Source organism: Psychrobacter sp. AOP3-A1-26, assembly GCF_052378235.1.
GTDB lineage: Bacteria > Pseudomonadota > Gammaproteobacteria > Pseudomonadales > Moraxellaceae > Psychrobacter.
Window position 1 is genome coordinate 66,062 of record NZ_JBQSXN010000001.1, and the last position, 13,519, is coordinate 79,580.

Annotated in this window: 10 protein-coding genes and 2 riboswitches; of the genes, 4 read left to right on the forward strand and 6 right to left on the reverse strand. The window is 43.1% G+C overall.

Features of this window, described 5'->3' with window-relative positions:
- Nucleotides 1-280: 280 nt before the first annotated feature.
- The 3 genes from ACT3TU_RS00270 (at nt 281) to ACT3TU_RS00280 (ending at nt 4,010) form a co-directional block, all read left to right on the forward strand.
- Entirely contained in the window at nt 281-739 is a 459-nt protein-coding gene (locus ACT3TU_RS00270) for a DIP1984 family protein (protein ID WP_444783885.1), read from the forward strand.
- 564 nt (nt 740-1,303) lie between these two features.
- Nucleotides 1,304-3,106, forward strand: coding sequence for an FMN-binding glutamate synthase family protein (locus tag ACT3TU_RS00275; protein WP_444783886.1), 1,803 nt, complete (start codon nt 1,304-1,306; stop codon nt 3,104-3,106).
- A gap of 58 nt (nt 3,107-3,164) precedes the next feature.
- Nucleotides 3,165-4,010 carry a phosphodiester glycosidase family protein gene (locus tag ACT3TU_RS00280; protein ID WP_444783887.1) on the forward strand — a complete coding sequence of 282 codons (846 nt, stop codon included), beginning with the start codon at nt 3,165-3,167 and terminating at the stop codon, nt 4,008-4,010.
- A 95-nt stretch (nt 4,011-4,105) separates the two neighbouring features.
- On the opposite strand, the gene ACT3TU_RS00285 is transcribed toward ACT3TU_RS00280, so the two are convergent.
- The 6 genes from ACT3TU_RS00285 to ACT3TU_RS00310 all read right to left on the reverse strand — a co-directional run bounded on the left by ACT3TU_RS00285 (nt 4,106) and on the right by ACT3TU_RS00310 (nt 11,585).
- Nucleotides 4,106-5,875: an FAD-dependent oxidoreductase gene (locus ACT3TU_RS00285; RefSeq protein WP_444783888.1), complete on the reverse strand. Its 1,770-nt coding sequence runs from the start codon at nt 5,873-5,875 to the stop codon at nt 4,106-4,108.
- Between the two features lie 179 nt (nt 5,876-6,054).
- Nucleotides 6,055-7,245 carry a globin domain-containing protein gene (locus ACT3TU_RS00290; RefSeq protein WP_444783889.1) on the reverse strand — a complete coding sequence of 397 codons (1,191 nt, stop codon included), beginning with the start codon at nt 7,243-7,245 and terminating at the stop codon, nt 6,055-6,057.
- A gap of 339 nt (nt 7,246-7,584) precedes the next feature.
- Nucleotides 7,585-8,808, reverse strand: coding sequence for a vWA domain-containing protein (locus ACT3TU_RS00295; protein ID WP_444783890.1), 1,224 nt, complete (start codon nt 8,806-8,808; stop codon nt 7,585-7,587).
- Nucleotides 8,809-8,895: 87 nt separating this feature from the next.
- Nucleotides 8,896-9,765, reverse strand: coding sequence for an AAA family ATPase (locus ACT3TU_RS00300; RefSeq protein WP_444783891.1), 870 nt, complete (start codon nt 9,763-9,765; stop codon nt 8,896-8,898).
- Nucleotides 9,766-10,221: 456 nt separating this feature from the next.
- Nucleotides 10,222-10,899, reverse strand: coding sequence for a hypothetical protein (locus ACT3TU_RS00305; RefSeq protein ID WP_192523229.1), 678 nt, complete (start codon nt 10,897-10,899; stop codon nt 10,222-10,224).
- 365 nt (nt 10,900-11,264) lie between these two features.
- Nucleotides 11,265-11,585 carry a YcgL domain-containing protein gene (locus ACT3TU_RS00310; RefSeq protein ID WP_444783892.1) on the reverse strand — a complete coding sequence of 107 codons (321 nt, stop codon included), beginning with the start codon at nt 11,583-11,585 and terminating at the stop codon, nt 11,265-11,267.
- 249 nt (nt 11,586-11,834) lie between these two features.
- Nucleotides 11,835-11,973: riboswitch (glycine riboswitch) on the forward strand.
- Between the two features lie 54 nt (nt 11,974-12,027).
- A riboswitch (glycine riboswitch) is annotated at nt 12,028-12,146 on the forward strand.
- Nucleotides 12,147-12,318: 172 nt separating this feature from the next.
- On the opposite strand from ACT3TU_RS00310, the gene gcvT reads away from it, so the two are divergent.
- Entirely contained in the window at nt 12,319-13,482 is a 1,164-nt protein-coding gene (gcvT, locus tag ACT3TU_RS00315; RefSeq protein ID WP_444783893.1) for a glycine cleavage system aminomethyltransferase GcvT, read from the forward strand.
- The last annotated feature ends 37 nt before the right edge of the window (nt 13,483-13,519 follow it).

Consider the following 13,519-nt stretch of genomic DNA (forward strand, 5'->3'; position numbering starts at 1 on the left):
CTAGTATAGAGAGTAAAAAGCTATCCGCAAAATTAGAACCGTTAATGATAACGTCATATCCTAACTCGTACAGTATTAGTATTTACTACAACTAAATAATGATGGTAATGAGCGGCTCAATCAGTTAATGATTACCACTGATGTTACCACTTTTCATAAATGAATCTCTATGACGCCCACTCACAAAACAATATTAGAAAATGAGAGTCAAATAAAAAAGGCGTACCAGCAATATTGTCAAAGCAAAATAAATAATGATTAAAAATAACAGGAAACCAAAATGAAACTCGCAGAAGCCCTACTGACCCGTAGCGACATGCAAAAAAAGCTCGCCCAGCTCAAAGGGCGTATTCGCAGCAACGTTAAAGTTCAAGAAGGCGATACGCCAAGCGAAGATCCAAATGCACTGATGATCGATGCTAGCCAAATCATTACTGAGTTGAGCGTTTTGATTGAGCGTATTCATCGTACCAATGCCATCGCTAAGACAGATAAAGATCAATCGATGCTGATATTATTGGTCGAGCGTGATACGTTAGAGATGCGCCATAAGCTTTTGAATGAAGCGATTGAGGCAACTGACACTGAGAGCGACCGTTACAGCCATCGTGAAATTAAATGGAATATTATGGTCTCAGTTGCAGGGTTACAAAAACAAGCCGACGACATCGCAATGAAACTTCGCAAAATTAACATTGTTATTCAAGCCAATAACTGGCAAATTGACCTTGTGGAATAACGATAAACCCATAATGTTAGTATTTTCTATGTACTTACTCTAAGTGCATAGACGACCCCTTTGGGGCCGACTGGGCGAGTGTCAGACCCCAAACTTACACAGCAGGGGGTTGAAAATATACTGTAGTGTCGACTACGCGTTGCGGGCAGACGCTTTTTTTACACCTCATGCCCCTACACGTCACTGGTCACAAAGCACTATTTAAACCTTACCACCAGACACTGACAGTCGGTTTCAATTTTATTTTTAATATCGTCCATCATATATATTTCTACAAAGCCAGCTTTCGAAAGATAAATGGCTGCGTTGGTTATCAGTAAGCGTAAAAATCCCTTCGTTACAAAACCTACATTAGCATACCGTTACTCAATTATCTCTAAGCCGTGATATTATAAGCGTACAATATGCGCGTTAATTATAAGTTAAGATAAAACCAGTCGTCCTCTATATCAATGCTTGAGGACGCTGCTTTTTCTATCATTAATAATTATCGCGTTTTTTGATTTTTATATTTCTACTTTATTATATATTTCTACTTTCTATGTTTTATAGTTGAGCGATACTATGCCCCAATCTCGTACCAATCTAAACCCTAAGCCCACACTTGACGCTCCTTACCTCGTCGGTCTATTACTGCGCTATAGTACCTTTGGCGCTGCTATATTGATATTTTTAGCAGGGCTGCTATTGATGAAATGGTGGCTAATCATTCTTAGTGGATTGGGGGTATGTCTGGGGATTTATGACCTTCTACAATCAAAACATGCCATATTGAGAAACTATCCCGTTGCTGGACATATTCGTTATGTACTTGAGGATTTTCGGCCTGAGATTCGTCAATATTTACTAGAAAACGACAAAGAACAGGTACCTTTTTCACGCCAGCAGCGTGCGTTGGTTTATCAGCGTGCCAAAAATGTCAGTGACACCAATGCCTTTGGTACGTTAGATAATTTATATGCGCATGGCAAAGAATGGTTTTTGCAATCGGCCGTCAGTCAGCCTTTAGAAAATAAAGACTTTCGTATCATGGTTGGTGGCGAGCAGTGTCAACAGCCGTATGATATGTCGGTATTTAATATCTCAGCAATGAGCTTTGGTAGTTTATCTGCCAATGCCATTATGGCACTTAACCAAGGTGCAAAGTTGGGCGGTTTTACTCATGATACCGGTGAAGGGGCTATCAGTCCTTACCATCGTAAGTTTGGTGGCGATTTAATTTGGGAACTGGGTACGGGTTATTTTGGTTGCCGCGACGAACACGGTAATTTTGACCCGCAGTCTTTTGCCGAAAAAGCCGTCGATCCACAAGTGAAAATGATTGAGATTAAACTATCACAAGGCGCTAAACCTGGTCAAGGCGGTGTGCTACCATCAGAAAAAATAACGGTAGAAATTGCGGAAACGCGTCAAGTGCCACTCGGGCAGGATTGCGTTTCACCCTCTTCTCATACCGCTTTTAGTACGCCGCTTGAGCTGGTCGCTTTTTGGCAGCAGCTGCGTGAATTATCAGAGGGTAAACCTGTTGGTTTTAAACTCTGTATCGGTCAACCTTGGCAGTTTATGGCGATTGTCAAAGCCATGATAGAGACTGATAATTACCCTGACTTTATTGTCATTGATGGCGCGGAAGGCGGGACTGGTGCAGCGCCAGTTGAGTTTATGGATAACGTCGGCATGCCGATGGTAGAAGGGTTTATGTTGGTTCACAATACCTTAGTCGGTGCAGGCATTCGTGACAAGATTAAGCTTGGCGTCAGCGGTAAAATCGTTTCTGGTTTTGATATCGCTCGTATGATTGCCTTGGGTGCTGACTGGTGTAACTCGGCACGTGGCTTTATGTTTGCGGTTGGCTGTATTCAGTCGCGCTCATGTCATACCAATACTTGCCCAACTGGGGTTGCTACCCAAGACCCTTATCGTCAAAAAGCCTTAGATGTACCTAGTAAGGCTGAGCGCGTCGCAAGTTTTCATAAAAACACGCTTAAATCACTGGCCAGTATTGTTGGCGCGGTTGGTCTACAACATCCCAGCCAGTTGCAACCGTATCATATTGCTCGTCGTCTAGACGATGGACAAATAAAACTTTTATCCAAATTCTTCTATTTCGCCGATAATGAAGCACTACTTAATAGTAGCGCCCGCGCAGACGTATTCAATCAAATGTGGGTCATGGCAACCCCTGATAGCTTCTTAGCCAACAACGATGCCCTGATTGCTTATAATAAAGACTCGCGTGATAAAGGCAAAGAAACCAGTGCGCCAACGGAGCAAGGTCTGGGGAGTTTCGCAAACATTACTGACGGTGGACGATTAATCGGTAATGTTAATAACACTTTTCGCGAGATTCCCTCTATAGACGACTAAGTATGAATGAGTCATTCAAACAGAGAAGTTCCAACGCCATAACAAAGACAAGCCATCGATGCTAAATTCTATGAAGCTAAGCTCTATTTTCACATTACCTTCTTCTTTACTGACAGTAGCGCTGCTCGCTTTAAGCATCAGCGCCTGCCAGCCAGCAGATGACCTAAACAAAGATGCGATTATCAGTGATACAGAAAACTGGTCTTGCCAATCGCATGCCTCACCATTTACTTATAGCGCGTGCAGTATTAAGGCTCAGGCGCTGATGGGTGATCGTTACTCGTTGCAACTATTTTGGCAACCACCCGATAGTACGAAGCCGTTACTGACTTTTGATAAGTTATTGACGACCATGCCCAAAGATCAGACGCTGAATTTTGCCATGAATGCTGGTATGTATAACGAGAGTTACGCGCCTATTGGCTATACCGTCATCGAAGGCGAAGAGATTCGTGCGTTAAATATCAAAGAAGGTGGCGGCAATTTTCATCTATTGCCCAATGGGGTAATGTGGTGGGATAAATCTGGCGACGTCAAAATCACCGAAAGCAACGCCTTAAATGAGCAGCTTAAAAATGGTAAAGCGCAGCCCTGGTATGCAACTCAATCAGGACCTATGCTGGTTATTAATAACGAGATTCATCCGCAGTTTAACCGTGATAGCACCTCTATTAAACCGCGCAATGGTGCCGGTGTTTGTAGTGATGGCAGCGTGCAGTTTGTCAATAGTGAAGAGCCTGTGACCTTTTATCAGTTTGCCGAGCTTTTTAAGGATGACTTAAACTGTCCAAATGCTTTATTTTTAGATGGCGGGATTGCTTCAGCATTATATGCGCCTAGTATTGATAAACATGATAAAAAAGAGATGGGTGTGATGATTGGGCTGGTTGATTTGAATCAATAGCATCACTCTCAATCTATCTTAATATTACCCTAAACCCTTTACCCACATCCCTTTTACCAATTCGTGCTGTAACTCGTAAAACATATAGCAGCTTATTACAATCTTTTGGTTACGGCACTTAGCGCCGATACTATTGGATCAAGATATTTATAACGTGCTTGGTGCATGAGTGTTGATGTTTCTATGCTCACAGTTTGTTCTCGTTCCATAACTGTGAATAATGCTTGCGCTGCTTGCTTACCAGACGTTGCTGCTTGCTCCATGGTGGGTATTTTCCAACGTCCAGTGACCGAGACAATCTCGCCTGCCACCACAACATTATTCCACTGCGTAGTGGTTTCAATCAGCTCATCATCAGCATTGCGCACATAGATTTGTGCCAAATCCACCCAGCGCTTTCCATTATCTTGCAAGATACCCATCTCAGCGGTCTCAATATCAGTATACGGCTGCCAATTATCGGTATACAGCAAATTAACCGGATCAATCACGCCGCCTTGCGCGATAGCTTGACGCTGCTCTGCATCGGTAATACCCAGCTGGTATAGAATCTCTTCTTTGGCCTCTGCAGGTGTACACTCCATAAAACGCTTGCCAAATAGCGACCCTCTATTAAACGGTGAGCTACAAGTTGCCGATAGATTATAGTCAAAGCTATCAGGGAACTCGACGTCTTGCCAAAAGCCGCCACGGTGCTGGATTTGAAAGACAATATTCCACGGCGCATCAAAGCATAAGTTATAAGACTTACCCAAGAACGGCTCAAAAATAGCGGGTATTTCGGCTAAAGGAAACTGGCTGCCAAAGGACCATTCATCGTTAAAAGGTTTCTTAACCTGTGGTAATAGCCCCATTTTCCATAATACTTCGTGCGGCAGCGCCATCACGGCAGCATCATAGTGCTGTTGTGGCAAACCGTCTGTGGTGCCATTATCACCACTAATATCAACACTAACCTGTCCATCATCATGATGATGCATATTGAGTACACGCGCTTGAGTGACGATGGTTACCCCGCGCGCTTTTAGCTTCTCTACTAGCGCCTCGATTACCTCAGAAGTCGGACGATTAAAGCAATACGATTTAGACGTCTCACCTTCTGGCAGTACGGGTGCTTCGGTCATCGGTAAAAACATCAGTACAAAGCTGTCCATAATATCGACGGCTTTACTGTGCATTCTGGCACCAGTCAAGATGCCAAACCAATTGGTAATAAATTGCTTAGTATGGGCATCAAAATCATCAATACCGATGACCTCACCTGCTGTTTTAAATGCCATCGCGGCGCGCTCTTCGTCACTGGCATTGACATGATGAACAATGCGTTGTACCAGTTGCAGCATGTTCTTTTTATTTAAATCAAAGGTATCAACCATCGCCTCAATCGTCTGCAAATCTATCGCCGCACGTCTATCGATTGCGACGCGTTTACCTTTTTGTTCATCTTTTTGCTCACTATTATTAGTGTGATTATCGCTGTCTTCAGTGTTACCGTGACCACTTTGATAAAACTGATAATCTTCAACCGCTGTCAGCATATGCAACAGACCAGCACGATCAAAGATATTAAATAAAGAGAAATAGGTAGAGCTTAGCGCGCGAATGGAATGCTCTTCAAAGCGTTGCTCATCAGCATTAAAGTAGCCAATCATTTTGCCACCACATGTGGCGCTTGATTCTACAATGGTAATATCGATATTTGGGTCTTCGGACAGCTCAAACGCCGCACTTAACCCTGAAATACCACCACCAGCGACGAGTACTTTTTTCTTAGCATGCCTATTTTCAGCGAGCGTTTTAATGGGTGTTTTAACGGGCGGATTATTATTGTTAGAGGTCATTATTTGGGGATTTGAGTCAGCCATGGTGTTTCCTTGTTATTATGCTAATTTTTATAATGTTTTTTTATGATTAATTAAGAGTCTATTAAATATTCCAGTTTCAAATATGTTTAATCTCAAGTGCACTATAAAAGAATAAGGCAAAGTTATATCATAACTTTGCCTTATGTGTTCATCTATTGTTGTATATCGTTTTAACTTTATTAGCCAGCTTTCAGCTCTAGACTCATTTTAGGACCAAACGGTTCATAATGCACGCTATCGACACCATGATCCAATGCCATCAAGCCATCAATCATACTGTCCATAAACATCATCGAGCCACAAACATAGATATCAGCAGGCTTAGGTAGATTGGCCAGCCATGCTTCATCAAGAATTTGCCCTTCGTCAAAATAGAAAATATGTTTTTCTACGTTTTCTGCTTTTTCTAACAGCTTATCAACTTGCTCATTAAAGGCATGATGCTGCTCATTTTGACAGGCATAAACCCAAGTGATAGGGCGCTTTGGATTGGCAGTCACTTGCGCCTCTAGCATGGCTAGGATAGGTGTCACCCCTACACCCGCACTCATCAATACCAGTGGAATGTCATTTTGTTGTACCAAATCCTGATTTAACAAAAAGTCACCAGCAGGCGCAGATAGTGAAATAGTATCACCAACTGTGAGGTTGTTATGTAAATGGTTAGATACTAAACCATTGTGTTCATTGCGATTGTCGCGTCTTACCGCGAACTGAATACCTTTTTCGGTACTGGCTGAGTATAAAGAATAATGACGCAGTGCAGTATGGCTACTATCTTTTGGATCTGTTTTTACGGTGATATATTGACCAGCGGTTAAATTCAATTTGCTTAGATCAACTGTACTACCCTCTGCTGGAACGACGGTAAAAGCAGCAATATCAGTAGCGGCTTCGTATTTTTCGGTAATAGTAAATGGCGCAAAACCTTGCCACATTTCTGCTTCATACATGCCATGTTCTATTTGGATAAATACCGAGGCAATCTCATCATACGCTTCAGTCCAAGCACCGATGATGTCATCGTTAGCAGCTTCGCCTAGCACTTCTTTTATCGCCCCAATTAGATGGTGACCAACGATGGGATAATGCTCAGGTAGGATTTGTAACGCTCTATGCTTGTGGCTAATCTGCGTGACTTGTGGCAATAAAGTCGCCAATTTATCCAAATGCTTAGCGGCTGCTAGTACCGTCGTCGCTAATGCGGTTTGTTGACGGCCCAATTTTTGATTGGTTTCGTTAAATATGTCCAACAGCTCAGGATGCTCGTTGAACATGTTTTTATAAAATACGGTGGTAATTGCCGTTCCATGCTCCTCGAGTACGGGAACGGTTGATTTTACAATTTCTAATGTTTTTGGTGAAGCCATGTTATCTCTCTCAGTGGATTACTATAAGGATTAATTAAAAGGATTAAAAATGAAAGGTTTACACTAGCAACAATGACTGGGTTTAAACAGCTGTCGAACTCTCGTGGTCAAACACTGTAATCAAACTTTTTTAGCCCATCCAATCGGAATATCACTATAAGATTCATTTAGGATGAATGTTATCATATTTAACGGGGCATACCAATGCCCTATCGTTATAAATTTGATTTATTTAGACCAAAAAAGGCAGCGGCTATGAAAACATCGCCGCTGCCTTAACAGAACATTCAATCAGCTTGACTGATAAATTAGTTTGAATATAAACGCGTCATTATAAAATTACCGCGCCATATAATTGGTCATCTCTTCCACACCGTGCAGCGTCATGGGATACATTTTATTATCGAATAGCTTTTTAATCTCAACGATGGTCTGAGTATATTGCCAATAGGCATGATTTTCAGGGTTGAGCCAAGCAACTTTATCAAAATGTGCTAATACCCTTTTTAACCAGACAATACCTGCTTCGTTATTCATATACTCCACGCTGCCGCCGACCGTCATCAGCTCATAAGGCGACATCGAGGCATCGCCGACAAATATGACCCGATACTCGCGGCCATACTTATTAAGTAACTCAAAGGTTGGCATCGGCGCGCTATGGCGACGGTCATTGTCTTTCCACACATAATCATACAGACAATTATGAAAGTAAAAGAACTCTAAGGTTTTAAATTCATTTTTAGCGGCAGAAAATAGCTTTTCTAACGCTTCGACATGGATATCCATACTACCGCCGACATCAAATAGCATCAGCACTTTGACACGGTTACGGCGCTCAGCCTGCATATGAATATCAAGCACACCTTTTTTAGCGGTGCGTTTAATGGTTTCATGAATATCAAGCTCATCAGCGCTACCTGTGCGTGCAAACTGACGAAGATTGCGCAATGCCATTTGAATTTGACGCGTACCAAGTTGACTGTCGTCATCGAGGTTGCGGTATTTACGCTGCTCCCAAACTTTGGCGGCGCTGCGTTTACGCGACTCACCGCCGACCCGTACACCTTCTGGATGATCACCATAGGCCCCAAACGGTGACGTACCACCCGTACCGACCCACTTACTGCCGCCCTGATGACGCTCTTTTTGTTCTTTGAGGCGTTCTTCTAAGGCTTTCATCAACTCTTCAAGCGAGCCGTACTTTTTAAGCAATCGACGCTGCTCATCGGTCAGATTTTTGGGATCTAATTTTAAATCGAGCCACTCTTTAGGGACATCAGTCAGCTTGGATAATAATTCATCCATATCGAGACTGTCGACACCTTCAAAATAATCTGCCATGGCGCGGTCGAACTTATCAAAATGGCGCTCGTCTTTGACCATGCACAGTCGAATCAGCCGATACATGTCTTCGCGGCTGGCAAAGGTAGGCAGTTCTGGACTCTCAGGGTGTGGCTGCATCATCAGGCCTTGATCTAACGCGGCATTGAGATCGAGCAACTCACGCGTACTGACGGGCACGCCGTATGTACGCAAGGTGTAGAACAGTTTAATAAACATAGGGTACGCACCACTTATTGGCTAATATGGTTATGATTTGGGCGTTGGCATGGGTTGTTGTCAAAACATCACTAGAAATCTATACGCTTAACGACGCATCATATTGGCAAAACGCTGCAATAAACTGACATCCGCTTCGTTTTTAAGTAGCGCACCGTATAATGGCGGGATGGATTTTTCGCCGCGCAAGTTTTCTTCTAGCTCCGCTTGTGCCATATCATCAGCAAGCAATAACGTTAACCAATCGACCAACTCTGAGGTTGATGGCGGTTTTTTAAGCCCTTGAACATTGCGCAATTTATAAAAAATATCGAGCGCATCATTGACCAGTTTTTCTTGAATATCAGGAAAATGCACCTCAATAATTTGGCGCATGGTTTCCTCTTCTGGGAAATCAATATAATGGAAAAAGCAACGACGCAAAAACGCATCTGGTAGCTCTTTTTCATTGTTCGAGGTGATAATCACTACAGGACGCTGCTCGGCGGTGATGGTCTCACCCGTCTCGTAGACATAAAAAGACATCTTATCCAGCTCGTGTAGCAAATCATTTGGGAACTCGATATCGGCTTTATCAATCTCATCAATCAATAGCACGCTACGCTCTTTACTGGTAAAGGCATCCCACAATTTACCCGGCTTGATATAATTGCCAATCTCATAGACCTTATCATCACCCAGTTGCGAATCACGCAGACGCGACACTGCATCATACTCATACAGACCCTGTTCTGCTTTGGTGGTCGATTTGACATGCCACGTAATCAGTGGCATGCCTAAACTTTCGGCGACTTCTTCTGCCAGTAACGTTTTGCCTGTACCTGGCTCACCTTTAATGAGTAACGGTTTCTGTAAGGTCATGGCAGCGTTGACTGCCAACTGCAAATCGTCAGTGGCAATATAGCTTTGCGTGCCGGTAAAAGTTTTTTTGGTTTTATCGGTCGTGGTGGTCGTCATAATTCAATCTCAATTATTGTTATACATTAGGGGTTTTAAGCGTGTAAAAGGTTCAGAAGCAGTCGATACAAGAAAAACAATCATTTAGGTTAGCATAGCGGCGCATATTGCCAAAATACTCATGCGTTCGCAATTACTCAGATCTAGGGTCTGCCATCAACGGGCGCACTGATAGATTCATAGTCAGTGAGAAGTAATATCGCTACATCACGTACTGCAGGTACCGTTTTTTCTTGCTTGCTGTGCCTACGCAGACAGAGGCTACAAAAAAACTATACCAGCAGTATCGTAGCGTTTTTAAAGTATTTTAACTATAGTGGTCTCAAAATGACTAACGAGCACAGTGATCAATAAACACACATAAAAAAAGACACGCTAATGGTGTCTTTTACTTTACTTATGACTTAAGAAAAAACTTAACTATTTTTATCAACATTTTTAAAATGAGGACACGCCCTAGCGTTTATCAGTTTTTTTTGTACCGCGTTTCTTAGCTAAAACACTATCTATTTTCGAGTTGCCTTTTTTTAAGCTGACTGCTGCTTCAGGTTTAGCCGATAAAGGCTTACTACTAGACGGCTCAACTAAACTCGACTTGTTATCTAAATCAGCTGGCTCAGTTGCAGTAGCATCTGCTGACAAATAACTTCCTGTCGTCAGCTGCATTGTCGCTTGCGTATCTTCTGCCGTGCGGCTGCGTGCTTTATCCAAGCTTGATTCAAACGCACCGCGAATCAGCTGCCAAACAAAGCCGACAAACAAGCCCACGACCAATACCACCATTATGGGCAGCATATTGGCAACGGCACCGGTGAAGTCTTTCATCATAACGGCATAAACCACGCTAATACTAGCCGGTGCAATCACGCTTGGGTCACCAAGTGCACTACCTGGAGCCAATAAAATCGCAAACAACATCATCCAGCTCATGCCGCCCAGCGGACGTGGCAATACACGAGCGACCAGCACCCATAGTACTAGCACTACAATAGCACCACCAAGATAAGCATACATGGGCAAATCGGCGGGCGGAACATCTTTTACCATCTGACTCCACCAAATCGCAATCTCACCAAGAATATCGCTGATGGTTTCCAGTGGTAAGCTTTTTATAATACCTTTTAACCAGTCCATACGTGTTTAGTTACCTAGATTTATAACCGATGCGACACTACGTGTTTAGCGGTATATGGTACGTGCTGTCATATAGTGAATTCACTTTGAAAACGATACTATTGGTTATAAAAACTATTGGCTATAAAATTTTTGCCGACTCTGCTACACCTGCGAACAGCAAGCAAAGAAAATTTATAGCAATAGCACACTACGACAACCGTATCGCTTTTGTTTTGAACCGACTATACTAAAATAAGACCGACTACATTATCGACACCAACTGTGTTATCGATATAAGCACTGAAGATATAAGAGGTCGCTAGTTTATCACGATTTTCTCATAAAATGCAGGCGGCCCTCTACCAAACTTTTAAACCCATGCCCTAGTTGTAAATACTATCCTGAGCTTCACGGGCGCGCAGTTCTGCTTGGCGGCGCATGACATCTTGCGGTGGTAGTTGCACAAAATACCCTTGCGATTGTAGCTTTGCTAACACCTGTTCTTTATCAACACGGGCAAGGGTCGGTGTGGTTGCCAAATCTAAATGCATGACAAACTTACTACGACCTAAGCCTGCACGAAAATCTTTGGGCAGCACACCAAGCCAATCCTGAATCTCTTCGGTATCATCAGGATAATCAGGGCGCGCAATATAAATATACATATCATCATGTTTGGGAAACTTATAAATATCACAATGCATAAAAACCACCTATCAAAAACTATCCTCATAGATTAGCATATTTTAAACCCATACCAGTAGCGTCTTTACGTTCAGGTATGGTAAATCTCCTTCGATAATTACGGGCTATATAACCGTCACAAAAACCATAGAAGTACTTATCTTCCTGATATTTTGAGCAATTATGCTGATAAAACTCCGTACTTTCCATGTTTATGCATTTTAATCGATTTGATGACTTGTAAAAACAGCCTGAACCTTTCATAATAAAAGCGTTTTTCAGGAGAGAGTCTTTAGCAGACACCTCGTAATGCACTATATTGTTCATACGATATGACTTATTGCTGATTGACCACCGAAGGCGCATACACCCTGCCAATCGCTCAGGTAACAGGACTGAAAAACACATGTCATTATTGTTTAGCAGTACGCCATCGATGGTGCATTGCCCACACATATAAGGCATAACAAATCTGGAGAGCGGTAAGGACGGACGACGCCCTACCCACCGAAGGGGAGAAAATACGACATCAAATGATGCTTCGTGTTGAAAATCTCAGGTTACAGGACAGATAGGGCTTTTGCTTAAACTGACGTTCAGCGTCTGTTTGGCTGACGGCTTTATATTTTTTCTGTGCTACCCTTGGTTGCAATGTTTGCACCCTGCAATATTGCTGCTCGCCACTATGATCATGAACATCAGCCTTTGTACTTAAATTAAGTACAAAGGCTGATGTTCACATAAGGATTTGTTATGACTGATACCCACACCCAAGCTCCCAAACGCACTCCCCTTTACCAGTCTCACGTCGATAGTGAAGGCAAACTGGTGGACTTTTCTGGTTGGGAGCTGCCGATTCATTACGGCTCACAAATCGAAGAGCACGAAGCTGTGCGTACCGATGCAGGGATGTTTGATGTCTCTCATATGGTTATCGTTGATGTTAAAGGTAGCGATGCCAAAGCATGGCTACAAAAGCTATTGGCCAACGACGTTGCTAAATTAAAAACTGTCGGTAAAGCCCTATATTCACCTATGTTGAATGACATGGGCGGCATCATCGACGATTTAATCGTTTATTTATCAAATAGCGAAGAAACTGAATATCGCATCGTCTCTAACGCGGCGACCCGTGATAAAGACATGGCACAGTTTGAAAAAGTAGCCAAAGACTTTGACGTTACCTTAACGGAACGTAATGATTTGGCAATGCTTGCCGTCCAAGGACCAAACGCCGTTGAAAAACTGGCGAAAATCAAACCTAGCTGGGCAGACACCCTAGCAGGCCTTAAGCCTTTCGTTGGTGCCGATTTAACCGATATCGAAGGGTCAGATTGGTTCGTCGCTCGCACTGGTTATACTGGTGAAGATGGCGTTGAAGTGATTATGCATGCCGATGAAGCACCTGCCTTCTTTGAACAGTTAAAAGCCAATGGTGTCAAACCTGCTGGTCTTGGCGCACGTGATACCTTGCGTATGGAAGCCGGCATGAACCTTTATGGTCATGACATGAATGAAGAGACCAGCCCTTACGAATCGAATATGGGCTGGACACTGGCGCTAAAAGACGAGCGAGATTTTGTGGGTCGTGAGGCGCTTGTAAGCAAACGCAAACAGTCAAAAGATGACAATACAGCGATGAAGCAAGTGGGTCTACTACTGACCACACGCGGTGTGTTACGTGAAGGTATGACTGTGACCATCAATCAAGGCACAGACAACGAGCAAACAGGGGTTATCACCAGTGGCACATTCTCCCCTAGCCTCAAAAACTCGATTGCTATCGCTCGCGTTCCTACCAGCTTGTCAGAAGAGGATAGCGTGCAAGTTGATCTGCGCGGCAAAGGTAAGTTCGTCGATGTACGCGTCCTGAAATTACCATTTGTCCGTAATGGCAAGCAGCAGTTTGACTCGTAGCCGTTATAAATTCTATTATTAGCTTGCATTATTTTTG